Genomic DNA, 23,738 nt, shown 5'->3' with positions numbered 1-23,738 from the left:
CTCCGGGCCCCGCCCGGAGCGCGCCGAAGTACGGGCACCTGCGGTGGTGCGTCGCGCTCGACCGTCGAACGCGAGCTGGTGGAAGGGCCGGCCGGGTCAGCCTTCCTCGCGCCAGCCCTCGTGCTCGACGGCGAGGGCGTCGAGGGCGCGCAGCAGGGCCGGGGTCCAGCCCTCCTCCGGGGGCTCGACGACGACCAGCCACTGGGCGTCCTCGGCGTCGTCCTCGCCGGCCAGGGCGTCCCGGACGAGGTCGAGCTCGCCGAGGTCGGGGTGGGCGGCGCTGAGCTCCTCGGAGGCGTCCTCGGCGGCGTCGCGGTCGGGCAGGACGAGCAGTTGCCGGGCGTGCGGGTCGTTGACGTCCGGCAGGTCGGTGGTGTGGTTCTCGGTCACCGGACCATTCTCCAGGTCGGGTGATCGGCGCGGTCGGGCAGGTCGGGTCGGGCGGGCCGGGTCGGGCAGGTCGGGCTGGAGAGGCGGGACCGGGCGGGGCCGGGGGCCGGGGTCGCCCCGGGCGGGAGTGTCCGCGCCCCGTGGGATGCTGGTAGGCGATGGCCAGGAAGAGTGCACCCGACGACCTGCTCGCCCCGCTGACCCTCGCGGTCGGCCAGGAGGAGCTGCTGCTGGACCGCGCGGTTGCCCAGGTGGTGGCGGCGGCGAAGGCGGCGGACCCGGACACCGACGTGCGGGATCTGCCGCCCGGCAGCCTGCAGCCGGGCAGCCTGGCCGAGCTGACCACGCCGTCGCTGTTCGCCGAGCGCAAGGTGATCGTGGTGCGGGCCGCGCAGGACCTCTCCGCCGACTCGGTGAAGGAGGTCAAGGCGTACATCGAGGCGCCGGCCGAAGAAGTGATCATGGTGCTGGCGCACGCGGGCGGGGCCAAGGGCAAGGGCCTGCTGGACGCCGGGCGCAAGGCGGGCGGTCGCGAGGTGGCGTGCGCGAAGCTGACCAAGGCGAACGAGCGGCTGGCCTTCGTCCGGGGCGAGTTCCGTACGCTGGGCCGCTCGGCCACACCGGAGGCCTGCCAGGCCCTGCTGGACTCGCTCGGCAGCGACCTGCGCGAGCTGGCGGCCGCGTGCAGCCAGCTGACCTCGGACGTCGAGGGCGCGATCGACGAGACGGTGGTGGCCCGCTACTACAGCGGCCGGGCCGAGGCGACGGGCTTCGAGGTGGCCGACCTGGCGGTCACCGGCCGGGCCGCGGAGGCACTGGAGCGGCTGCGCTGGGCGCTGGCGGTGGGCCAGCCGCCGACCGGCATCACCTACGCACTGGCCTCCGGCGTGCGCAGCATCGGGCGGCTGGCGACCACCGGGCGGAACATGCGTCCGGCGGACCTGGCCCGCGAGTTGGGCATGCCGCCGTGGAAGGTCGATCGGGTGCGCCAGCAGATGCGCGGTTGGACGGGCGACGGGGTGGCCACCGCGCTGACCGCGATCGCCCAGGCCGACGCCGCCGTCAAGGGCGGCTCGGACGATCCGGCCTTCGCGCTGGAGCGCGCGGTGGTGGCCGTCGCCCGGGCGGCCCGGGCCGGGTCCCGCCCGGCGTACTGACGGCGGCGCGGCCACCGGACCGAACCCGGGACGAGCCGGACCCGGCTACCCGGCTACCCGGCTACTTGCCGACCCACCTGCCACCGCCTACGTGCCACCGCCTACGTGCCCATCGAGCGGACGGTCCCCCAGGCGCCGGCCCGCAGCGCCGCCGGAGCCCCCGAGCCCCCGAGCCCCGGAACCCCAGACACGCGTGACCGACGACAGTGGTCGGGCCGCGGAACGCGACAGGCGCCGCAGTGGGCCTCTGGAGAGAGGCCGACTGCGGCGCCTGTCGTACTGCTTCGTACACCGCACCCGCGTGGCGAACGCAGGCCGCGTGCGGTGCGAGTCTCACGCGCCTCAGGGGTCCGGGTAGAGGGCCGGGTCCGTCCCGAGGCGGTGGGGGCCGAGGCCCCCGGGGCGTCAGGCCTGGGCGGCCGTGTTGACGCGCTTGGTGATGGCCGACTTCTTGTTGGCGGCCTGGTTGGCGTGGATGACGCCCTTGCTCACGGCCTTGTCCAGCGCCTTGGAGGCGGCGCGGGCCAGCACGGTGGCCTTCTCGGTCTCGCCGGCGGCAGCGGCCTCGCGGGCCTTGCGCAGGGCGGTCTTCAGCGAGGACTTGACGGCCTTGTTGCGCAGGCGCGCCTTCTCGTTGGTCTTGTTGCGCTTGATCTGGGACTTGATGTTCGCCACGAAGGAGCCTCAGTCTTGTCTAAAAGGATTGAACGGGCTGCACCGCGCGGCCGCCGGGCAGCTGAGAGGGCATGCCGGGGCCAGGTGCAGCAGCCCACGCTACCAGGGGCCCGCCACCCGCCCCAAACCGGGAGCCCGGCCCCACGGCGGGTCGCCTGCGCAGTAGTGGGTCGGCTACGCACTGAGCACCGGCTCCCCGTAGTGCTCGACCTCCGGGAACGGCCGGTAGAAGCGGTGCAGCAGCTCCCGCCACTGCCGGTACTCGGCTGAGCGGCGGAAGCCCTCGGTGTGGTCCGCGAGCGTCTCCCATTCCACCTGGAGGAGGAATCGCGAGCCGCGTCCTTCGTCGAGGCAGCGCCGCAGGTGCAGGGAGCGGAAGCCCTGTTGGACGGCGATCAGGGGCCGGGCCTCGGCGAAGGCGGCGAGGAACTCGTCCTCCTGTCCGGGCAGGACGTCGAGCAGGGCGCTTTCGAGGATCACGGGGTGTCATCCTGCCGCCTGGCGCGGGCCCGGAGAAGGTCCGGGCGGACCGAACGGCGGTCCGCGCCGTGGTCGTGGGAAGATGGGAGGAACTATTTCGATCGGACGAGACTGTCCGGTCCCCGGGAAAACCGGTCAGCGATGACCAGGACACCCCCGGCCCCGGACCAACGGAGAATCGGACCAAGGTGCCCGCGACCCCCAGCAATGTGCCAGAGCCCAGCCGTACCGACCCGGCGCTGATCCGCAACTTCTGCATCATCGCCCACATCGACCACGGCAAGTCGACGCTCGCAGACCGGATGCTGCAGATCACCGGCGTCGTCGACCCGCGGCAGATGCGCGCCCAGTACCTCGACCGCATGGACATCGAGCGCGAGCGCGGCATCACCATCAAGTCGCAGGCGGTCCGCCTCCCGTGGGCGCCGAAGACCGGTCCGAATGCCGGGACGACGCACATCCTCAACATGATCGACACCCCCGGCCACGTGGACTTCACGTACGAGGTGTCCCGCTCCCTCGCGGCCTGCGAGGGCACCATCCTGGTGGTCGACGCGGCCCAGGGCATCGAGGCGCAGACCCTCGCCAACCTGTACCTGGCGCTGGAGAACGACCTCACGATCGTCCCGGTGCTGAACAAGATCGACCTGCCGGCCGCCCAGCCGGAGAAGTACGCGGCGGAGATCGCGCACATCATCGGCTGCGACCCCTCGGACGTGCTGCAGGTCAGCGCCAAGACCGGCCTCGGCGTCGAGGACCTGCTGGACCACATCGTCAACACCATCCCGGCCCCGGTCGGCGTCAAGGACGCCCCGGCCCGCGCGATGATCTTCGACTCGGTGTACGACTCCTACCGCGGCGTGGTCACCTACGTGCGTGTCGTGGACGGGCAGCTCACCAAGCGCGAGCGGATCGCGATGATGTCCACCGGCGCCACCCACGAGCTGCTGGAGATCGGCGTCATCTCGCCCGAGCCGAAGGTCGCCGACGGCCTGGGCGTCGGCGAGGTGGGCTACATCATCACCGGCGTGAAGGACGTCCGGCAGTCCAAGGTGGGTGACACCATCACCTCGATGCACAAGGGTGCGACCGAGGCGCTGGGCGGCTACAAGGAGCCGCGCCCGATGGTGTTCTCCGGCCTGTACCCGCTGGACGGCTCGGACTACCCGCTGCTGCGCGACGCCCTGGACAAGCTGCGGCTGAACGACGCCGCGCTGGTGTACGAGCCGGAGACCTCGGTCGCGCTCGGCTTCGGCTACCGCTGCGGCTTCCTCGGCCTGCTGCACCTGGAGATCATCCGGGAGCGCCTGGAGCGCGAGTTCAACCTCGACCTGATCTCCACCGCCCCGAACGTGGTCTACCGGGTGGTCATGGAGGACGGCACCGAGCACATCGTCACCAACCCGAGCGAGTTCCCGACCGGCAAGCTTGCCGAGGTGTACGAGCCGGTCGTGCGCGGCACCATCCTGGCGCCCAACGAGTTCGTCGGCGCGATCATGGAGCTCTGCCAGTCCCGCCGCGGCAACCTCCAGGGCATGGACTACCTGTCCGAGGACCGGGTCGAGCTGCGCTACACCCTTCCGCTCGCCGAGATCGTCTTCGACTTCTTCGACCAGCTGAAGTCCAAGACCCGCGGCTACGCCTCGCTCGACTACGAGCCCATCGGCGAGCAGTCCGCCCAGCTGGTGAAGGTCGACATCCTGCTGCACGGTGACGCGGTGGACGCCTTCTCCGCGATCGTGCACAAGGACAAGGCCTACGGCTACGGCGTGATGATGGCGGGCAAGCTGCAGAAGCTGATCCCGCGCCAGCAGTTCGAGGTGCCGATCCAGGCGGCCATCGGCTCCCGGGTGATCGCCCGTGAGACGGTCCGCGCGATCCGCAAGGACGTCCTCGCCAAGTGCTACGGCGGTGACATCTCGCGCAAGCGCAAGCTGCTGGAGAAGCAGAAGGAAGGCAAGAAGCGGATGAAGATGGTCGGCCGCGTGGAGGTCCCGCAGGAGGCCTTCATCGCCGCGCTGTCCACAGACGCCGAGGCGCCGAAGGAAAAGAAGTAACCACAGGCGCGTGAGAGGGGCCCGGGCGGACAACCGCCCGGGCCCCTCCTCGTTCTCTCCACCGGAGCGGGCCGCCGGAGCGGGCCGCCGCAGTTTCCCCGCCGGAGCGGACCGCCGCAGCTTCCCCCGCCGCAGCTTCCCCCGCCGCAGCGCGCCGCGGACGAGGAGCCGGGGCGGTTCGGGCCCGCCCCGGCTCGGCACCGGCGGTGTGCGGCGGTCAGTCCACCTCGGCCACGGCCTCCGCGAACTGCGCCTGGTACAGCCGCGCGTAGGCGCCGTGAGCGGCGATCAGCTCGTCGTGCGAGCCCTGTTCGACGATCGAGCCGTTCTCCATCACCAGGATCACGTCGGCGTCCCGGATGGTGGAGAGCCGGTGCGCGATCACGAAGCTGGTGCGGCCGGTGCGCAGCCGGGCCATGGCCCGCTGGATCAGCACCTCGGTGCGGGTGTCGACGGAGCTGGTCGCCTCGTCCAGGACGAGGATCGACGGCTGGGCGAGGAACGCCCGGGCGATGGTGATCAGCTGCTTCTCGCCCGCGCTGACCCCGGCGCCGTCGTCGTCGATGACGGTGTCGTAGCCGTCCGGCAGGGTGCGCACGAAGCGGTCGACGTGGGCGGCCTTGGCGGCCTCGACGACCTGCTCGCGGGTGGCTCCCTGGGCGCCGTAGGCGATGTTGTCGGCGATGGTGCCGCCGAACAGCCAGGTGTCCTGGAGCACCATGCCGATGCCGGAGCGCAGGTCCTCGCGGGACATCGCGGAGACGTCGACCCCGTCGAGGGTGATGCGTCCGGAGCTGACCTCGTAGAACCGCATCAGGAGGTTGACCAGGGTGGTCTTGCCGGCGCCGGTGGGGCCGACGATGGCGACGGTCTGGCCGGGTTCGACCTTGAGCGAGAGGTCCTCGATGAGCGGCTTCTCGGGGTCGTAGCGGAAGGACACGTCCTGGAAGGCGACCCGGCCGTGGATGGTGTCGGGCCGCTCGGACACGGCCGGTTCGGGGGTCTGCTCGGGGGCGTCCAGCAGTTCGAAGACGCGCTCGGCGGAGGCGACCCCGGACTGCACCAGGTTGGCCATGCTGGCGACCTGGGTGAGCGGCTGGCTGAACTGCCGCGAGTACTGGATGAACGCCTGCACGTCGCCGATGGACAGCGCGCCGCTGGCCACCCGCAGGCCGCCGACGACCGCGACGAGCACGTACTGCAGGTTGCCGATCAGCATCATCGCGGGCTGGATGATCCCGGAGATGAACTGCGCCCGGAAGCTGGAGGTGTACAGCGCCTCGTTGTGCTCGCGGAAGGTCTCGGCGGACTCGCGCTGGCGGCCGAACACCTTGACCAGGGTGTGGCCGGTGTACATCTCCTCGATGTGCGCGTTGAGTTGGCCGGTGGACTTCCACTGCTGGACGAACTGGGGCTGCGCCCGCTTGCCGACCTTGGCGGCGACGACCACCGACAGCGGCACCGAGACCAGGGCGATCGTTGCCAGCAGCGGGGAGATCCAGAACATCATCGCCAGCACGCCGACCACGGTGAGCAGCGAGTTGACGACCTGTCCCATGGTCTGCTGCATGGACTGGCTGATGTTGTCGATGTCGTTGGTGACCCGGCTGAGCACCTCGCCGCGCGGCTGCTTGTCGAAGTAGCTGAGCGGCAGTCGGGCGATTTTGGCCTCGACGTCCTGGCGCAGCCGGTAGCCGGCCCGCTGGATCGCCGTGGTGGCCAGCCGGCCCTGGACGATGCCGAACAGGGCGGAGGCGAGGTAGATGACCAGCACCCAGAGCAGGACGGTGCCGATGGCGCCGAAGTCCATGCCCTGGCCGGGGGTGAAGTCCACCGAGGAGAGCAGGCCGGCGACGCCGCTCTCGCCGTGGGCGCGCAGCCCCTCGACGATCTGCGCCTTGGAGGTGCCGGGTTCGAAGCGGGCGCCGACGACGCCGGCGAAGATCAGGTCGGTGGCGTTGCCGAGGACCTTGGGGCCGGTGACGGCGCAGCCGATGCTGAGCACGCCGAGGGCCAGCACGCCGGAGATCAGGTTGCGTTCGGGGCGCAGCAGGGCGAGCAGCCGCTTGCCGGAGCCCTTGAAGTCCATGGACTTCTCGGTGCCCTGGCCGCCCATGAAGCGGCCCGGTCCGGCGGGGCCGCGGCGGGCGGCGGCGGCCTGCGAGTCGCTGGGCAGTTCGTCGGCGGGGTCCGCGGCCTTGGTGTCCGGGTCGGGTTGTGTGGTGTCCGTGGTCTCGGGGTCCGCGGTTCTGGTGTCCGCGGCCTCGGGGTCCGCTGTCGCGGTGTCCGCGGTCCTGGTGTCCGCGTCGGGCTTGCCGGGGGTGGTCACGCCGCCTCCTGCTCGGTGAGCTGGGAGAGCACGATCTCCCGGTACGTCGGGTTGTCGGCCATCAGTTCGTGGTGGGTGCCGGTGCCGACGACCGCGCCTTCGTCGAGGACGATGATCCGGTCGGCGTCGCGGATGGTGGAGACGCGCTGGGCGACGATCAGCACGGTGGCGTCGGAGGTCTCGCGGGCGAGGGCCTTGCGCAGCCTGGCGTCGGTGGCGTAGTCGAGCGCCGAGAAGGAGTCGTCGAACAGGTAGACGTCGGGCTGGCGGACCAGGGCCCGGGCGATGGCCAGGCGTTGGCGCTGGCCGCCGGAGACGTTGCCGCCGCCTTGGGCGATCGGGGCGTCCAGGCCTTCGGCCAGTTCCTCGACGAAGTCCTTGGCCTGGGCGATCTCCAGGGCGTGCCAGAGTTCCTCGTCGGTGGCGTCGGGTCGGCCGTAGCGGAGGTTGCTGGCGACGGTGCCGGAGAACAGGTAGGGCTTCTGCGGGACGAGGCCGACGCTCTCGGCGATCGTCTCGGGGGCGAGTTCGCGCACGTCGACGCCGTCGAGCAGGACCTGGCCGGAGGTGGCGTCGAACAGCCGGGGCACGAGTCCGAGCAGGGTGGACTTGCCGCTGCCGGTGGAGCCGATGACGGCGGTGGTCTCGCCGGGGCGGGCGGTGATGGCGATGCCGCGCAGCACCGAGGCTTCGGCGCCGGGGTAGCGGAAGTCGACGTCGCGCAGTTCCAGGTTGCCGCGGCGCAGCACCTCGGTGATCGGCGCGGCGGGCGGGACGACGCTGGAGGAGGTGCCGAGGACCTCCTCGATGCGCTCGGCGCAGACCTCGGCGCGCGGCACCATCATGAACATGAAGGTGGCCATCATGACGCTCATCAGGATCTGCATCAGGTAGGAGAGGAAGGCGGTGAGCGCGCCGATCTGCATGCCGCCGTTGTCGATCCGGTGGGCGCCGAACCAGAGCACGGCGACGCTGGAGACGTTCACGACCAGCATCACGGCCGGGAACATGAACGACATCAGCCGGCCGACCTGGAGGGCGGTGTCGGTGAGGTCCCCGTTGGCCTTGGCGAAGCGGGCCTGCTCGTGGTCGTCCTTGACGAAGGCGCGGATGACCCGGATGCCGGTGATCTGCTCGCGCAGGACCCGGTTCACGGTGTCGATCCGGGTCTGCATGCTGCGGAACTTGGGGCGCAGCGAGCGGACCAGGAGGAGGACGACGGCGCCGAGCAGCGGGATGACCGCGAGCAGCAGGCCGGACAGCGGCACGTCCTGGTTGAGGGCCATGATGATGCCGCCGACGCACATGATCGGGGCGGCCACCATGAGCGTGAAGCTCATCAGGGCCAGCATCTGGACCTGTTGGACGTCGTTGGTGGTGCGGGTGATCAGCGAGGGGGCGCCGAACTGGCCGACCTCGCGGGCGGAGAAGCTCTGCACCCGGTCGAAGACGGCGGCGCGGACGTCCCGGCCGAAGGCCATGGCGGTGCGGGATCCGTAGTAGACGGCGCCGATCGAGCAGAGCGCCTGGACCAGGGTGATGCCGATCATCACCCCGCCCACTTGCAGGATGTAGCCGGTGTCGCCCTTGACCACGCCGTCGTCGATGATGTCGGCGTTGAGCGTCGGCAGGTAGAGCGCCGCCAGGGTGGACACCAGTTGGAGCCCCACGAGCAGCGCGATCGGTCGGGAGTACGGGCGCAGGTACGCCCTGAGAAGTCTGATCAGCACTGGCACACTCTTGTCGTCGACGGGTGGATTCGCATCCCGATTCTCGTTCTTTGGTGGACTCGTACAGGAGATTCACGAGTTGTGGATCGCAGGTTTGCCCAGTCCTTTGCCGAACCGTACGGCGGGCCCGGTTGCAGGGGTTCACCGGGGCGCGGGGCGGAGTCGTCGTCGGGCACCGGTGGCGCGGTGGTGTGCCGGCCGGGCCCCGCCCTCTTACGGAATGACCGGTTTCCCCCTAGGCTGCTGATTGCCCCCTTGTTACTCGCCGGTATCGCCAGGGTTGACCGGGGGCCCGGCGACCGCCCCCCACGGGCGCCGAAACCATCCCTCAGACGGCCACCCGCCCCCGGAGGTCCTCGTTGAGTTCCGCGCAGTCCCTGATCGACTCCGGCAGTGCCGACTTGGTCGCCGGGCGTCCCGCCTCCGTCGCCCACCTCTTCCTGGAGCGGGTCGCCGCCACCCCGAACGCCGAGGCCTACCGCTACCCGGCCCCGGTCGACGAGCACGCCGCGGACAGCGCCCCCGGCGCCGAGCAGTGGCGCTCGCTGACCTGGGCGCAGACCGCGGCCCGGGTCAAGGCGGTGGCCGCCGGGCTGATGGCGCTCGGCATCCAGCCGGAGGACCGGGTGGCGCTCGCCTCCTCCACCCGGCTCGAATGGATCATCGCCGACCTCGGGAACATGTGCGCGGGTGCCGCCACCACGACCGTCTATCCCAGCACCAACGCCGACGAGACCGCGTTCATCCTCTCCAACTCCGGTTCCAGGGCGCTGTTCGCGGAGAACTCCGCCCAACTCGCCAAGGCCGTCGACCAGCTCGGACAGCTGCCCGAGCTGCGGACCGTCATCCTCTTCGACGCCCCCGAGGCCGACGCCCCCGAGGCCGACGCCGCCGGGAGTGACGCCGCTGGGACTGATGCCGCCGAGGCGGGCGCCCCAGAGGCCAGTACCCCCGAGGCCGAGGGTCTGAACGCCCTCACCGTGCTCACTCTCGCCGAGCTGGAGCAGCGCGGCGCCGAGTACCTGGAGCAGCACCCGGACGCGGTCGAGAAGACCGTCGCCGCGCTCGACAAGGAGCAGCTGGCCACCCTCATCTACACCTCCGGCACCACCGGCCGCCCCAAGGGCGTGCGCCTGGTGCACGACTGCTGGGCGTACGAGGCCCGGGCCCAGGAGGCCAGCGGGCTGCTGCGCTCCGACGACGTCCAGTTCATGTGGCTGCCGCTGTCGCACGTGTTCGGCAAGACGCTGATCTCCGGCCAGATCGCCACCGGCCACGTGATGGCCGTGGACGGCCGGGTCGACCGGATCATCCACAACCTGCCGGTCATCCGGCCGACCGTGATGGCCTCGGCGCCGCGCATCTTCGAGAAGGTCTACAACGGCATCGCCGGCCGGGCCCGGGCCGAGGGCGGCGCCAAGTACAAGATCTTCCGGTGGGCCGCCAAGGTCGCCCGCGAGCACGCCCGCGCCGTCCAGGAGAGCCGGATCGCCACCGGCACCGGCACCGGCACCGCCCCGCTGGGCCTCAGGCTCCAGCACGGCCTGGCCGACAAACTGGTCTACGCCAAGATCCGCGCGGCCTTCGGCGGCCGGCTGCGCGGCGCCGTCTCCGGCAGCGCCGCGCTCGCGCCCGAGATCGGCTACTTCTTCCTCGGCGCCGGCGTGCCGATCCTGGAGGGCTACGGCCTCAGCGAGACCAGCGCCGGCTCCTGCGTCAACCGTGAGGAGGACATCCGGATCGGCACCGTGGGCCGCCCGCTGCCCGGCACCGAGGTCCGGATCGCCGAGGACGGCGAGATCCTGCTGCGCGGCCCCGGCGTCATGCGCGGCTACCACGACCTGCCCGAGAAGACCGCCGAGGTGCTGGAGGCCGACGGCTGGTTCCACACCGAGGACATCGGCGAGCTCGGCCCCGACGGCTTCCTGCGGATAACCGACCGCAAGAAGGACCTGTTCAAGACCTCCGGCGGCAAGTACGTCGCGCCCAGCGAGGTCGAGGGCAGGTTCAAGGCGGTCTGCCCGTTCGTCAGCAACATCCTCGTGATCGGCAACGGCCGCAACTTCTGCACCGCGTTGATCGGCCTGGACGAGGCGGTCATCATGCCGTGGGCCGCCGAGCACGGGCTGAAGGGCAAGTCCTACGCCGAGGTGACCGCCGACCCGCAGGTGCACCAGCTGATCGAGGGCTTCGTCAAGCGGCTCAACGCCGACCTCCAGCGCTGGCAGACGATCAAGAAGTTCCACCTGCTGCCGCGCGATCTCGACATCGAGCACGGCGAGCTCACCCCGAGCCTGAAGATCAAGCGCCCGGTGGTCGAGCGGACCTACGCGGACGCCGTCACCGCGATGTACGCGGGCGCCAACGAGGCCTGATCGGCCCCGCCCCCGTACGGCTCACCGGTTCGGGTGAGCCGTACGGGACAATGGGGTCATGCCCTCCGCACTCCCCGACGGCGAACCGGTGCCGTCCGACGGTTCCCTGCCCGCATCCGCCCGCACCGGTCTCGGGCAGCGGCCGTTCGGCTTCTACCTGCACGTGCCCTATTGCGCCAGCCGCTGCGGCTACTGCGACTTCAACACCTACACCGCCACCGAACTGCGCTCCTCCGGGGCGGTCGCCTCCCAGGAGACCTACGCGGACAACGTGGTCGCCGAGATCCGGCTGGCCCGCCAGGTCCTCGGCCCGGTCGACCTGCCGGTGCAGACCGTCTTCCTCGGCGGCGGCACCCCCACCCTGCTGCCCGCCCGCGACCTGGTGAAGATGCTCGCCGCGCTGCGCGAGGAGTTCGGGCTCGCCGACGGCGCCGAGGTCACCACCGAGGCCAACCCGGAGTCCGTCGACCCGGCCTACCTGGCCGAACTGCGCGAGGGCGGCTACAACCGGATTTCCTTCGGCATGCAGAGCACCCGCCCGCACGTCCTGAAGCTGCTCGACCGCCACCACACCCCCGGCCGCCCCGAGGCCTGCGTCGCCGAGGCCCGCGCCGCCGGCTTCGACCACGTCAACCTGGACCTCATCTACGGCACCCCCGGCGAGTCCGACGACGACTGGCGCGCCTCCCTGGACGCCGCCATCGGCGCCGGGCCCGACCACGTCTCCGCGTACTCCCTGATCGTCGAGGACGGCACCAAGCTCGCCGCCCGGGTCAAGCGCGGCGAACTGCCGATGATCGACGACGACGTGCACGCCGACCGCTACCTCATCGCCGAACAGGCGCTCAGCGCCGCCGGCTACACCTGGTACGAGGTCTCCAACTGGGCCACCACCCCCGAGGGCCGCTGCCGCCACAACGAGCTGTACTGGACCGGCGCCGACTGGTGGGGCGCCGGCCCGGGCGCGCACAGCCACGTCGGCGGCGTCCGCTGGTGGAACGCCAAGCACCCCGCCGCCTACGCCCAGGCCCTCGCCGAGGGCCGCACCCCCGCCCTGGGCCGCGAGGTGCTCGCCGAGGAGGACCGCCGGGTCGAGCGCATCCTGCTGGAACTGCGCCTCGCCGAGGGCATCCCGCTCACCCTCCTCACCGACACCGGCCGCGCCGCCGCCGCCCGCCACCTCGCCGACGGCCTCCTCGCCGCCGAGCCGTACGCCGGGGGCCGCGCCGTCCTCACCCTCCAGGGCCGCCTGCTCGCCGACGCGGTCGTACGTGACCTGGTGGACTGACATTCGTTAGCGTGGGTGTCAGCCGTCGGAGGGAGCGTGCGATGACCGCCATCGATGATCGGATGACCGGGATCTTCGAGAACCTGGAGGTGCCGGAAGGCGTCAAGGCCGAGCTCATCAGGGGGGAAATCGTGATGATGGCGGGGCCTGACATGGTCCACAACCTCATCGTCCTGGCGATTCAGCACCAGCTTCCGTACGGCCGGTGGCGTCCGCTCACGACCCAGGACCTGAGGATCCCCGGCCAGGCGAGCGAACCCCAGCCCGACCTGGTCGTCTTCGAACGCGGGGCGGTCGAGGAGCACGGACGACTGCTGCCGTCGCCTGCCGTCACCCTGGTGGTCGAGGTGGTGTCGAAGACCAGCGTCGATCGTGATTACCGGACCAAGCGGGAGCTCTACGCCGAGGGCACCGTTCCTGCGTACCTGATCGTGGACCCGATCAAGGGGGTCTGCGTGCTGCTGACCGAGTTGGGCAAGCACCCCGGGTCCGGGCTCCCGAGGTACATGTCCGAGCGGACCAGTAAGTTCGGGGAGCCCGTCCCCATCGGCCTGCTCGATATCGATCTGGACACCACGGACTTTCAGCAGTACGTCTGACCGACCTCACTCCGGAATCGTCACGAAGTCGATCAACTCCTCGACTTTGCCCAGCAGTTCCGGCTCCAGGTCCTTGTAGCTGTCCACTGTGGAGAGGATCCGCTTCCAGGCGGCGGGGGTGTTCACCGGCCAGCCGAGGCGGCGGCAGACGCCCTCCTTCCACTCCTCGCCGCGGGGGACGGCGGGCCAGCCGGGGATGCCGACGGAGGCGGGCTTCACGGCCTGCCAGATGTCGATGTACGGGTGGCCGACGACCAGGACGGCGTCGCCGGTGACCTGGGCGGCGATGCGGTGCTCCTTGGTGCCGGGGAGCAGGTGGTCGACCAGGACGCCGAGGCGCCGGCCCGGGCCGGGGGCGAAGTCGGCGACGATCGCGGGCAGGTCGTCCACGCCCTCCAGGTATTCGACGACCACGCCCTCGATCCGCAGGTCGTCGCCCCAGACCCGCTCGACCAGTTCGGCGTCGTGCCGGCCCTCGACGTAGATCCGCGACTCGCGGGCGACCCGGGCCCGGGCGCCGGGGACGGCGACCGAGCCGGAGGCGGTGCGGCCCGGCGTGCGGGAGGGGGCGGGGCCGGCCGGGCGCACCAGGGTGACCGTCCGGCCCTCCAGCAGGAAGCCGCGCGGCACCAGCGGGAACACCCGGAGCTTGCCGAAGCGGTCCTCCAGGGTGACGGTGAAGCCCTCGGCGGTCTTCTCGCAGCGCACCACCGCGCCGCAGAAGCCGGTGGCGGCCTCCTCCACCACCAGGTCCCGTTCGGCGGTCACCTCCGGGGCGGGCTGCTGCTTCTTCCACGGCGGGGTCAGGTCGGGTCCGTACTGGCGGCTGTGCATGAAAGCGACTATACGGACGGACCGTCAGAGGCCCGGCGCGCCCCAGACCGGGAACCAGCGGCTGAGGTCCTTCTCCAGCCGCAGGTCGTTCCCGAGCGTCGCGTTGACCTGGAGCTCCAGCGGGCTGTTGCGCCGCTCCCCGCCGCCGGGCATCGGGGCGAAGGGGTAGAAGGTGCCGCGCTTGTAGAGGTAGACCAGGGCCAGCGACTGCCCGTCCGGGTTGCGGAAGCCGACCAGCGAGCAGAGCAGTTGCGGCCCGAAGCCGTTCGCCTCCAGCTCGCTGTTGACCGCGTGCAGGTCGTTGACCAGGTCCGGCAGTTCCTCGGGGGTGTGCCGGGCGAGCAGCCAGGAGTAGCCGTAGCCGTCCTTGGAGGCCTCGACCGGGACGCCGCCGCGCTCGGTGTCGGCGTCGAGCAGCGCCCGCACCTGTTGTTCGACCTGGCCGAAGGCCGCGCCCTCGACGGCGGCGAAGCAGACCGAGCCGAGCCCGGTGGGGGTGAACCCGGCCGCGGCCTCCAGGGTGAGGGCGGCGGACGGGACGCCGAACAGCTGGTCGAGGTCGGGCTTGACGGGCTTGGTGCGCCCGAACAGGGTGTCCAGGATTCCCACGGCGGTCCTTTCGGGGGAGGGAGTCGGGAGGAGCCAGGAGGGGGGCGGGAGGGCCGCAGGGGGCCGGGGCCTCAGCGGCCGAGCTGCTCGGAGATCTTCGCCAGCTCCGCGAGCCGCTTCTCCAGCGTCGGGTGGGTGGAGAACAGCTGCGAGGCGGTCTCCCGGGCGCTCAGCGCGGGGGCGAAGTAGAAGGCGTTGTAGGGCTGTGCCTGGCGCAGGTCCTTGCTGGGGATGGCGGCGATCTGGCCGGTGACCTTGGTGAGCGCGGAGGCGAGGGCGCTGGGCCGGCCGGTGAGCTGGGCGGCGGCGCGGTCGGCGGCGAGTTCCCGGTAGCGGGACAGGAGCCGGGTGAGCAGGAAGCTGATGGCGTAGACGACCATCGACACCAGCGGGATGATCAGGGCGACGATGGCCGCGTTCTGGTCGTTGTTGTTGCGGTTGCCGCCCATGAACCCGCCGTACATGGCGATCCGGGTCATGGCCCCGGCGAGGACGCCGAGGAAGCCGGCGATGGTCATCACCGCGACGTCCCGGTGGGCGACGTGGGACAGCTCGTGGGCGAGGACGCCCTCCAGTTCCTCGGGCTCCAGCCGGCGCAGCAGGCCGGTGGTGACGCACACCACGGCGTTCTGCGGGTTGCGGCCGGTGGCGAAGGCGTTCGGCATGTCGTTGTCGGCGACCGCCACCCGGGGTTTGGGCATGTCGGCCAGCGCGCAGAGCCGGTCGATGGTGCCGTGCAGTTGCGGGTACTGCTCAGGGGTCACCTGGTGGGCGCCCATCGCCCGTTCGGTGATCTTGTCGCTGAACCAGAACTGGGCCACGAACAGCCCGCCGGAGATCAGGACGATCAGTGGCCAGGCGCCGCGCAGCAGCACGATCAGCAGACCGGTGAAACCGACGTACAGCAGCCCGATCACGAACATCGTCACGACCATGCGGCCGGTCAGGCCGCGGTCGGGCGCGAAACGGGTGTGCTGGCCCGAGCTCGACATTGCTTGCTCCTCCATTCGCCGTCGTCTTCGATGCTGCCACCCGGACGGCCCTGCGGCACCACCCCCGCGCCGGGAACTGCGGGCAGGATCACTCCGGCCGGGCCGTTCCTGCCGTTGGGCCCGGGCCTTACACTGGCAGGTACGGTTTTGGCACTCGCAGGTTCAGAGTGCCAAAGCGGGTGCCGGAGCCGGGATCCTCCCGGAGCGGGCAGCAGCATGCGTGACACGAACGGACAACGTGCGAAGACGGAGGTGTGTGCCCCATGGCCGGTGAGGTTCGCCAGCTGGACGACCGCAAGCTCGCCGTGCTCCGCGCGATCGTCCAGGACTATGTGGGCACCGAGGAGCCGGTCGGCTCCAAGGCCCTGGTGGAGCGGCACAACCTCGGAGTCTCCCCGGCGACCGTGCGCAACGACATGGCGGCGCTGGAGGAGGAGGGCTACATCCACCAGCCGCACACCAGCGCCGGGCGCATCCCCACCGACAAGGGGTACCGCCTGTTCGTCGACAAGCTCGCCGAGGTCAAGCCGATGAGCGCCCCCGAGCGCCGGGCGATCCGGCACTTCCTGGACGGCGCCGTCGACCTGGACGACGTGGTCATGCGGACGGTGCGGCTGCTCGCCCAGCTCACCCGGCAGGTCGCGGTGGTGCAGTACCCCTCGCTGTCGCGGTCCACCGTCCGGCACATCGAGCTGGTGGCGCTGGCCCCGACCAAGGTGATGCTGGTCCTGATCACCAACACCGGCCGGGTCGAGCAGCGGATGGTCGACTGCCCGGGCCCGGTCGGCGAGACGGTCCTGGCGGACCTGCGGGCCCGGATCAACGCGCGGGCCGTCGGTCAGCGGCTGCCGGACGTGCCGGGGTTCCTGGAGGAGCTCCCGGCGGGTTTCGAGCCGCCGGACCGCCCGACCGTCAGCACGGTCCTGGCGACGCTGTTCGAAGCGCTCGCCGAGCAGAACGAGGAGCGGATCATGCTGGCCGGCACGGCCAACCTGACCCGCTTCGGGCACGACTTCCCCCTGACCATCCAGCCGGTGCTGGAAGCCCTGGAGGAGCAGGTCGTCCTGCTCCGTCTCCTGGGTGAGACGGCGGACGCCGCGATGACGGTCCGGATCGGGCGGGAGATCGCCTACGAGGGGCTGAATTCCACCTCGGTGGTGTCGGTCGGTTACGGTTCGGGCGACGAGAGCGTGGCCAAACTGGGTGTGATCGGTCCGACCCGGATGGACTATCCGGGCACAATGGGGGCGGTGCGTGCGGTGGCGCGGTACGTGGGCCAGATCCTGGCCGAGTCGTAGCACAGGCCGCCGTCGGAACCTCTGACGGCGGTGTCCAGTCGCAGCACTACTACAGGCGGAACAAGCGGAGCATTTGGTGGCCACGGACTACTACGCGGTACTCGGCGTCCGACGGGATGCGGGGCAGGACGAGATCAAGAAGGCCTTCCGACGCCTGGCACGCGAACTGCACCCGGACGTCAACCCGGACCCGAAGACGCAGGAGCGGTTCAAGGAGATCAACGCCGCTTACGAGGTGCTCTCCGACCCGCAGAAGCGCCAGGTCTACGACCTCGGCGGTGACCCGCTCTCGCCGGGCGGCGGGGGCGCGGGCGGCTTCGGCGCGGGGGCGGCCGGCTTCGGCTTCTCCGACATCATGGACGCCTTCTTCGGCGCCGCGGCCGGCCAGCGCGGCCCGCGCTCGCGCACCCGCCGCGGCCAGGACGCCATGATCCGGCTGGAGATCACCCTGGAGGAGGCCGCCTTCGGCACCACCAAGGAACTCCAGGTCGACACGGCCGTCACCTGCACCACGTGCAGCGGTGAGGGCGCGGCCCCCGGCACCTCCGCGCAGACCTGCGACATGTGTCGCGGCAGGGGCGAGGTCTCCCAGGTCACCCGGTCGTTCCTGGGCCAGGTCATGACCTCCCGGCCCTGCCCGCAGTGCCAGGGCTTCGGCACCGTCGTGCCGACCCCGTGCCCGGAGTGCGCCGGCGACGGCAGGGTCCGCGCCCGGCGCACCCTGACGGTCAAGATCCCGGCCGGTGTCGACAACGGCACCCGGATCCAGCTGGCCGGCGAGGGCGAGGTCGGCCCCGGCGGCGGCCCGGCCGGCGACCTGTACGTCGAGATCGCCGAGACCACCCACACCGTCTTCCAGCGGCGCGGGGACGATCTGCACTGCACCGTCACCATCCCGATGACGGCCGCGTCCCTCGGCACCCAGGTGCCGTTGCAGACCCTGGACGGGCTGGAGGAGCTCGACATCCGGCCCGGCACCCAGTCCGGCCAGTCGATCCCGCTGCACGGCCGCGGCATCACGCACCTGCGCGGCGGCGGCCGAGGCGACCTGATAGTGCATGTCGAGGTGCAGACGCCCACCAAGCTCGACCCCGAGCAGGAGGAGCTGCTGCGCCGGCTCGCGGTGCTGCGCGGCGAGGAGCGGCCGTCCGGCCAGTTCGCGCCGGGCCAGCAGGGCCTGTTCTCGCGCCTCAAGGACGCGTTCAACGGCCGCTAGGCCCTAGGACCCAGCCCGGGCCGCCAGGCCCTGGCCGTCCGCGCGGGGGTGCCGGGTTCTGCCCGGCGCCCCTTTCGCGTTCCCGATCCGCCCCACCCCCCGGAGGTTCCCCGCATGACCGCCCCCGTCTTCGTCGTCGAGACCGAGCGGATCGCCGCCGCCGCGCCCGGCTCCGTGGTGCGCCTCGACGGGCCGGAGGGGCGGCACGCGGCCGCGGTGAAGCGGCTGGCGGCGGGCGAGGCGGTGACCCTCGCCGACGGGCTGGGCCTCGGGGTGGACGGGACGGTCGCCGCGGTGCTCGGCAAGGACGCGATCGACGTCACGGTGGCCGCCGTCCGCCGGGAGCCCGAGCCGGCGCCGCGGATCGTCGTCGTCCAGGCGCTGCCCAAGGGCGACCGCGGCGAGCTCGCGGTGGAGACCATGACCGAGGTCGGCGTGGACGTGATCGTCCCGTGGGCCGCCTCGCGCTGCATCACGCAGTGGAAGGGCGAGCGGGGCGCCAAGGCGCTGGCCAAGTGGCGGGCCACCGCCCGGGAGGCCGGCAAGCAGTCCCGCCGGCTGCGCTTCCCCGAGGTGCGCGAGCCGGCGACCACCCGGCAGCTGGCGCCGCTGCTGGCCCAGGCCGCGTTCGCCGCCGTGCTGCACGAGGAGGGCGCCGAGCCGCTGGCGCTGGCCGCGCTGCCCGCGGCCGGGGACGTGGTGCTGGTGGTCGGCCCGGAGGGCGGGGTCTCCCCGGAGGAGCTGGCCGCGTTCGCCGAGGCGGGCGCCGGGCCGTACCGGCTGGGCCCCTCGGTGCTGCGCACCTCCACCGCCGGGGTGGCCGCCGGCGCCCTGCTGCTGGGGCGCACCGGCCGCTGGTCGTAGCCGGCCCGCCCGTGTGGTCGGAGTCTGCCCGAACCGGCCCGCGCCGTGCGCGCGCGTGCCTACGCTGACCGCGTGACGGAACCCCTGAGCACCTCTGCGGGCGCCTACCTGCGCCACCCCCATCTGCACGGTGACCTGGTCACCTTCGTCGCCGAGGACGACGTCTGGCTGGCCCCGCTGGACGGTGGCCGGGCCTGGCGGCTGACGGCCGATCACCTGCCCGTCCGACACCCCCGGTTCGCCCCCGACGGGCGGCACATCGCCTTCACCTCCACCCGGGACGGCGCGCCCGAGGTGCACGTGGTGCCGGTGGACGGCGGGCCGTCCCGGCGGCTCACCCACTGGGGCAGCGAGCAGACCGAGGTGCGGGGCTGGACGGCCGACGGGCGCCCGATCGCCCTCACCACCGCCGGTGAGGCGACCCTGCGCCGCAGCTGGGCGCACGCCGTGCCGCTGGACGGCGGCGAGTCGGTGCGGCTGCCGTACGGGCCGGTCGGCGGGCTCGCCTTCGAGCCGGGCGGCGACCGCGTGCTGCTGGGCACCGTCAACAACCGCGAGCCGGCCTGGTGGAAGCGCTACCGGGGCGGCCGGGCGGGCAAGTTGTGGATCGGGCGGGACGAATTCGTCCGCGTCCACGAGGAGTTGGACGGCCAGCTCGACTCGCCGCTGTGGGTGGGGGAGCGGATCGCCTTCCTCTCCGACCACGAGGGCGTCGGCGAGCTCTACTCCAGCCTCCCGGACGGCTCCGACCTGCGCCGCCACACCACCGACCCGGACGGCTTCTACGCCCGCAACGCCGGCACCGACGGCACCCGGGCGGTGTTCCACCGGGCCGGCGACGTCTGGCTGCTGGACGACCTGGCGGGAGCCGCGCCCCGCCGCCTCGACATCCGGCTGGCCGGCCCGCGCAGCGGCCGCCGCCCCCGCCCGGTGCACGCCGCGCACTGGCTGGAGTCCGCCGCTCCCGACCGCACAGGCCGGGCCGGCGCCGTGGTGGTGCGCGGCGACGTGCACTGGCTGACCCACCGCGAGGGCCCGGCCCGGGTGCTGGACGAGACCCCGGGGGTGCGCGGGCGGCTGGCCCGGGTGGTGCCGGGCGAGGACGGCGCCCAGGGCGTGCTGTGGGTGTCCGACGCCGAGGGCGAGGACGCGCTGGAGTTCGCCCCCGACGCCCAGGGCGCCGAGCGCCGCCGGCTGGCTGCCGGGCGGATCGGCCGGGTCAACTCCCTGGCGGTGTCCCCGGATGGCAGGCAGGCCGCGCTCGGCGTGCACGACGGCCGGGTCCTGCTGGTCGCGCTCGCCGACGGCACCGTGCACGAGCTGGACCGCAGCGCCGACGGCGAGGTCGGCGGGCTGGCCTTCAGCCCGGACTCGGCCTGGCTGGCCTGGTCGCGGCCGGTGCACCGGCTGGGCCCGTACTCGCTGCGCCAGATCGTGCTGGCCGACCTGGCGACCCGGACGGTCGGCGAGGTCACCCAGGAGCGCTTCATCGACACCTCGCCGGCCTTCACCGCGGACGGCCGCTACCTGGCGTTCCTGTCGGTGCGCAACTTCGACCCGGTCTACGACTCGCACGTCTTCGACCTGTCGTTCCCCAACGGCTGCCGCCCGTACCTGATCACGCTGGCCGCCGACACGCCGTCCCCGTTCGGGCCGCAGCGGGCCGGGCGCCCGCTCGGCGGGGAGGAGGACGAGTCGCGCGGCAGGAAGGCGGACGGCGAGGAGGCCGCCGGCGACGCCGCGCCGGTGACCAGGGTCGACCTGGACGGCATCGCGGACCGGATCGTCCCGTTCCCGGTCGAGGGCGGCCGGTTCGACGCGCTCAGGGCCGCCAAGGACGGCGTGCTGTGGACCCGCGCCCCGCTGCTCGGCGAACTCGGCGACGAGGCGGCCTCGCCCGAGGACGAGCGGCCCCGGCCGGTGCTGGAGCGCTTCGACCTGAAGAAGCGCCGCGTCGAGCAACTGGTGCACGGCGTGGACGGCTTCGTGGTCAGCGGGGACGGCACCCGGGTGGCCGTGCTGGACGGGGGCGAGCTGCGGATCGTCCCGGCCGAGCACAAGGCGGGCGGCGAGGACGACGAGGTGGGCGTCGACCTGACCCGGCTGCGGGTCACCGTCGACCCGGCCGCCGAGTGGCGGCAGATGTACGCCGAGAACGGCCGCCTGATGCGCGACAACTTCTGGCGCCCCGACCTCGGCGGCGTCGACTGGGCCGGCGTGCTGGACCGCTACCGGCCGCTCGTGGAACGCCTCGGCTCGCACGACGACCTGGTCGACCTGCTCTGGGAGGTGCACGGCGAACTCGGCACCTCGCACGCCTACGTCGTCCCGTACGGCCGGTACACCGAGCCCGCCCGGCGCCAGGGCCTGCTCGGCGCGGATCTCGCCAGGGACGGCGACCGGTGGCGGATCGCCCGCATCCTGCCCGGCGAGTCCTCCGACCCCCGGGCCCGCTCGCCGCTGGCCGCGCCCGGCGCCGCGATCCGCCCGGGCGACGCGGTCCTCGCCGTCAACGGCCGCCCGGTGGACCCGGTCACCGGCCCGGCCCCGCTGCTGGCCGGCACCGCCGGGCAGCCGGTCGAGCTGACCGTGGCCGGCAAGGACGGCACCGACCAGCGCCACCCGGTGGTCGTCCCGATCGCCGACGAGGAGCCGCTGCGCTACCACGACTGGGTGGCCGGTCGGCGGGCCGCGGTGCGCGAGCTGTCCGGCGGCCGGCTCGGCTACCTGCACATCCCCGACATGCAGTCGGCCGGCTGGGCCCAGATCCACCGCGACCTGGCCGTGGAGCTGGCCAGGGACGGCGTGATCGTCGACGTCCGGGAGAACCGCGGCGGCCACACCTCGCAGCTGGTGATCGAGAAGCTCGCCCGCCGGATCGTCGGCTGGAACGCCATCCGGGACACCGACCACCCGGTGCCCTACCCCCTCGACGCCCCGCGCGGGCCGGTCGTCGCGCTCGCCAACGAGTTCTCCGGCTCGGACGGCGACGTCGTCAACGCCGTCATCCAGACGCTCGGCATCGGCCCGGTGGTCGGCACCCGCACCTGGGGCGGGGTGATCGGCATCGACAGCCGCTACCACCTGGTCGACGGCACCCTCGTCACCCAGCCCAAGTACGCGTACTGGCTGGAGAACTACGGCTGGGGCGTGGAGAACCACGGCGTCGACCCGGACGTCGAGGTGCCGATGGCCCCGCACCAGTGGGCCGCCGGCGAGGACCCGCAGCTGGCCGAGGGCGTGCGGATCGCCCTCGCCGCGCTCGCCGCGGCCCCGCCCCGCACGGCCCCGCCGATGCCCTGGGCGTAGGGCACGCCCCCGTCGCCCTCGGCGGGCGGGAGAGCAGCCGAACGGGAGGTCGGCCCGGCCGACTTCCCGCTAGGCTGCGCCCGTACGGCCCCAGACCAGACACGAACCGAGGAGAAGCCGATGGCCGGCGAGCCGCAGCCCGACTGCCTGTTCTGCAAGATCGTTGCGGGCGAGATCCCGGCGACCGTGGTGCGCAAGACCGAGCGCGTCCTCGCCTTCCGCGACATCGCCCCCAAGGCGCCGCTGCACGTCCTGGTCATCCCGCACGTCCACTACCCGAACGCCGCCGCGCTGGCCGCCGCCGAGCCGGAGATCGCCGGTGAACTCCTCGCCGAGGCGGGCGCGGTGGCCAGGGACGAGGGCGTCGAGGACTACCGGCTGATCTTCAACACCGGGGCCGGCGCCGGCCAGACGGTCTTCCACGCCCACGTCCACGTGCTCGGCGGCAAGCCGATGACCGAGAGCATGGTCTGACCTACGTGTCACAGCGCGAACTCGTCGTCCTCGGCACCGCCAGCCAGGTGCCCACCCGGCACCGCAACCACAACGGCTACCTGCTCCGCTGGGACGGCGAGGGCCTGCTGTTCGACCCCGGCGAGGGCACCCAGCGGCAGATGCTGCTGGCCGGCGTCTCGGCCACCCAGATCACCCGGATCGCCGTCACGCATTTCCACGGCGACCACTGCCTGGGCCTCGCCGGGGTGATCCAGCGGATCAACCTGGACCGCGTCCCCCACCCGGTGGACGTCTACTTCCCGGCCTCCGGCGAGGTCTACTTCGAGCGGCTGCGGCACGCCACCGCCTACCACGAGACGGCCGTCCTGCGGCCCCGGCCGATCGACGAGCCGGGCCCGCTGCCCGCGCCTGGCGCCCGCTTCGCGCTGGACGCCGTGCGGCTGTCCCACCCCGTGGAGTCCTTCGGCTACCGGCTGTCCGAGCCGGACGGCCGCCGCCTGGTGCCCGAACGCCTCGCCGCGCTGGGCGTCTTCGGCCCCGCGGTCGGCCGCCTCCAGCACGAGGGGGCGATCGAGGCGGACGGCCGGCGGGTCACCCTGGAGGAGGTCAGCGAGCCCCGGCCGGGCCAGCGCTTCGCCTTCGTGATGGACACCCGGCTCTGCGACGGCGTGTACGAACTCGCCGAGGGCGCCGACCTGTTGGTCGCCGAGTCGACCTTCACCGACGCCGACTCCCGGCTCGCCGAGGAGCACGGCCACCTCACCGCCGGGCAGGCCGCCAAGGCCGCCGCCGAGGCCGGCGTGCGCACCCTGGTGCTGACCCACTTCTCCCAGCGCTACCCGGACCTGGGCCAGCATCTGGCCGACGCCCGCAAGCACTTCGACGGCGAGCTGGTGCTCGCCGCCGACCTCGCCCGGGTGCCCGTCCCCGTCCGGCGCCAGCCGTGAACCCGGCCCGCACCCCGTGAAAAGCGCTCGCGCCGCTCCCCGATCTGCCGCAGCATCGTCGGGTGCGGCCCCGCCGCCCGCCGCGGCGACCACGTGCGCGGCGTACCCTGGTGCCCCGGAGAGACCGATCGGC

General features: G+C 72.5%; 19 protein-coding genes. 11 read left to right on the top strand and 8 right to left on the bottom strand.

Annotated elements, in window-relative coordinates; all coding sequences use genetic code 11:
• Positions 1 to 96 precede the first annotated feature (96 nt).
• Positions 97 to 390 carry a hypothetical protein gene (locus ACFV61_RS06175; RefSeq protein WP_244293349.1) on the bottom strand — a complete coding sequence of 98 codons (294 nt, stop codon included), beginning with the start codon at positions 388 to 390 and terminating at the stop codon, positions 97 to 99.
• A gap of 158 nt (positions 391 to 548) precedes the next feature.
• Between ACFV61_RS06175 and holA the strand changes: the two genes are divergently transcribed.
• Positions 549 to 1,547, top strand: coding sequence for a DNA polymerase III subunit delta (gene holA / locus ACFV61_RS06170; RefSeq protein ID WP_063347534.1), 999 nt, complete (start codon positions 549 to 551; stop codon positions 1,545 to 1,547).
• A 405-nt stretch (positions 1,548 to 1,952) separates the two neighbouring features.
• On the opposite strand, the gene rpsT is transcribed toward holA, so the two are convergent.
• The gene (gene rpsT, locus ACFV61_RS06165) at positions 1,953 to 2,222 is read right to left on the bottom strand and encodes a 30S ribosomal protein S20 (protein ID WP_063347533.1); all 270 of its coding nucleotides are present in this window, start codon (positions 2,220 to 2,222) and stop codon (positions 1,953 to 1,955) included.
• A gap of 174 nt (positions 2,223 to 2,396) precedes the next feature.
• Positions 2,397 to 2,702: an antibiotic biosynthesis monooxygenase family protein gene (locus ACFV61_RS06160; protein WP_380336856.1), complete on the bottom strand. Its 306-nt coding sequence runs from the start codon at positions 2,700 to 2,702 to the stop codon at positions 2,397 to 2,399.
• A gap of 188 nt (positions 2,703 to 2,890) precedes the next feature.
• On the opposite strand from ACFV61_RS06160, the gene lepA reads away from it, so the two are divergent.
• Positions 2,891 to 4,759 carry a translation elongation factor 4 gene (gene lepA, locus ACFV61_RS06155; protein WP_079135577.1) on the top strand — a complete coding sequence of 623 codons (1,869 nt, stop codon included), beginning with the start codon at positions 2,891 to 2,893 and terminating at the stop codon, positions 4,757 to 4,759.
• 217 nt (positions 4,760 to 4,976) lie between these two features.
• Here lepA and ACFV61_RS06150 read toward each other — a convergent pair whose 3' ends face one another.
• Together ACFV61_RS06150 and ACFV61_RS06145 are read right to left on the bottom strand one after the other, a co-directional pair.
• Entirely contained in the window at positions 4,977 to 6,875 is a 1,899-nt protein-coding gene (locus ACFV61_RS06150) for an ABC transporter ATP-binding protein (RefSeq protein WP_380490361.1), read from the bottom strand.
• A 209-nt stretch (positions 6,876 to 7,084) separates the two neighbouring features.
• A complete protein-coding gene (locus ACFV61_RS06145; protein WP_063347530.1) occupies positions 7,085 to 8,818 on the bottom strand; it encodes an ABC transporter ATP-binding protein in 1,734 nt (577 codons plus the stop codon).
• A gap of 359 nt (positions 8,819 to 9,177) precedes the next feature.
• Between ACFV61_RS06145 and ACFV61_RS06140 the strand changes: the two genes are divergently transcribed.
• Genes ACFV61_RS06140 through ACFV61_RS06130 form a run of 3 tightly spaced genes read left to right on the top strand, consistent with a single transcriptional unit; the run spans position 9,178 to position 13,080 of the window.
• Complete coding sequence (locus tag ACFV61_RS06140; RefSeq protein ID WP_380490359.1) at positions 9,178 to 11,193, top strand: AMP-dependent synthetase/ligase; 2,016 nt, start codon at positions 9,178 to 9,180, stop codon at positions 11,191 to 11,193.
• A gap of 58 nt (positions 11,194 to 11,251) precedes the next feature.
• Positions 11,252 to 12,481, top strand: a complete 1,230-nt coding sequence (hemW, locus tag ACFV61_RS06135) for a radical SAM family heme chaperone HemW (RefSeq protein ID WP_380490357.1) — start codon at positions 11,252 to 11,254, stop codon at positions 12,479 to 12,481.
• 41 nt (positions 12,482 to 12,522) lie between these two features.
• On the top strand, positions 12,523 to 13,080 hold the full coding sequence (locus tag ACFV61_RS06130) for a Uma2 family endonuclease (RefSeq protein WP_380425432.1): 558 nt from the start codon (positions 12,523 to 12,525) through the stop codon (positions 13,078 to 13,080).
• Positions 13,081 to 13,086: 6 nt separating this feature from the next.
• Here ACFV61_RS06130 and ACFV61_RS06125 read toward each other — a convergent pair whose 3' ends face one another.
• The 3 genes from ACFV61_RS06125 to htpX form a co-directional block, all read right to left on the bottom strand.
• Complete coding sequence (locus ACFV61_RS06125) at positions 13,087 to 13,914, bottom strand: DUF3097 domain-containing protein (protein ID WP_063347526.1); 828 nt, start codon at positions 13,912 to 13,914, stop codon at positions 13,087 to 13,089.
• A gap of 24 nt (positions 13,915 to 13,938) precedes the next feature.
• Positions 13,939 to 14,523, bottom strand: coding sequence for a hypothetical protein (locus ACFV61_RS06120; RefSeq protein ID WP_363369929.1), 585 nt, complete (start codon positions 14,521 to 14,523; stop codon positions 13,939 to 13,941).
• Positions 14,524 to 14,594: 71 nt separating this feature from the next.
• Entirely contained in the window at positions 14,595 to 15,515 is a 921-nt protein-coding gene (gene htpX, locus ACFV61_RS06115) for a zinc metalloprotease HtpX (protein WP_063347524.1), read from the bottom strand.
• A gap of 263 nt (positions 15,516 to 15,778) precedes the next feature.
• Here htpX and hrcA point away from each other — a divergent pair, with 263 nt between their 5' ends.
• From hrcA to ACFV61_RS06085, 6 genes are all read left to right on the top strand, one after another.
• Positions 15,779 to 16,813 carry a heat-inducible transcriptional repressor HrcA gene (gene hrcA / locus ACFV61_RS06110; RefSeq protein ID WP_063347523.1) on the top strand — a complete coding sequence of 345 codons (1,035 nt, stop codon included), beginning with the start codon at positions 15,779 to 15,781 and terminating at the stop codon, positions 16,811 to 16,813.
• Between the two features lie 76 nt (positions 16,814 to 16,889).
• On the top strand, positions 16,890 to 18,029 hold the full coding sequence (gene dnaJ / locus ACFV61_RS06105; RefSeq protein WP_063347522.1) for a molecular chaperone DnaJ: 1,140 nt from the start codon (positions 16,890 to 16,892) through the stop codon (positions 18,027 to 18,029).
• Between the two features lie 114 nt (positions 18,030 to 18,143).
• Positions 18,144 to 18,893 carry a 16S rRNA (uracil(1498)-N(3))-methyltransferase gene (locus tag ACFV61_RS06100; protein ID WP_063347521.1) on the top strand — a complete coding sequence of 250 codons (750 nt, stop codon included), beginning with the start codon at positions 18,144 to 18,146 and terminating at the stop codon, positions 18,891 to 18,893.
• A 72-nt stretch (positions 18,894 to 18,965) separates the two neighbouring features.
• On the top strand, positions 18,966 to 22,202 hold the full coding sequence (locus tag ACFV61_RS06095; protein ID WP_380490355.1) for a PDZ domain-containing protein: 3,237 nt from the start codon (positions 18,966 to 18,968) through the stop codon (positions 22,200 to 22,202).
• A 120-nt stretch (positions 22,203 to 22,322) separates the two neighbouring features.
• A complete protein-coding gene (locus tag ACFV61_RS06090) occupies positions 22,323 to 22,676 on the top strand; it encodes a histidine triad nucleotide-binding protein (protein WP_063347520.1) in 354 nt (117 codons plus the stop codon).
• A gap of 5 nt (positions 22,677 to 22,681) precedes the next feature.
• Positions 22,682 to 23,605 carry a ribonuclease Z gene (locus tag ACFV61_RS06085; protein WP_063347519.1) on the top strand — a complete coding sequence of 308 codons (924 nt, stop codon included), beginning with the start codon at positions 22,682 to 22,684 and terminating at the stop codon, positions 23,603 to 23,605.
• The last annotated feature ends 133 nt before the right edge of the window (positions 23,606 to 23,738 follow it).

This window comes from Kitasatospora sp. NPDC059817 (assembly GCF_042731835.1).
GTDB lineage: Bacteria > Actinomycetota > Actinomycetes > Streptomycetales > Streptomycetaceae > Kitasatospora.
Note: the sequence above shows the minus strand (reverse complement) of the source record. Positions and strands in the feature narration are given on the sequence as shown.

Coding starts and splice junctions, on each gene's coding strand:
- ACFV61_RS06150 (WP_380490361.1), bottom strand. CDS start 6,875: ATGGGCGGCCAGGGCACCGAGAAGTCCATGGACTTCAAGGGCTCCGGC.
- htpX (WP_063347524.1), bottom strand. CDS start 15,515: ATGTCGAGCTCGGGCCAGCACACCCGTTTCGCGCCCGACCGCGGCCTG.
- ACFV61_RS06130 (WP_380425432.1), top strand. CDS start 12,523: ATGACCGCCATCGATGATCGGATGACCGGGATCTTCGAGAACCTGGAG.
- hrcA (WP_063347523.1), top strand. CDS start 15,779: ATGGCCGGTGAGGTTCGCCAGCTGGACGACCGCAAGCTCGCCGTGCTC.
- ACFV61_RS06090 (WP_063347520.1), top strand. CDS start 22,323: ATGGCCGGCGAGCCGCAGCCCGACTGCCTGTTCTGCAAGATCGTTGCG.
- ACFV61_RS06100 (WP_063347521.1), top strand. CDS start 18,144: ATGACCGCCCCCGTCTTCGTCGTCGAGACCGAGCGGATCGCCGCCGCC.
- hemW (WP_380490357.1), top strand. CDS start 11,252: ATGCCCTCCGCACTCCCCGACGGCGAACCGGTGCCGTCCGACGGTTCC.
- ACFV61_RS06125 (WP_063347526.1), bottom strand. CDS start 13,914: ATGCACAGCCGCCAGTACGGACCCGACCTGACCCCGCCGTGGAAGAAG.
- holA (WP_063347534.1), top strand. CDS start 549: ATGGCCAGGAAGAGTGCACCCGACGACCTGCTCGCCCCGCTGACCCTC.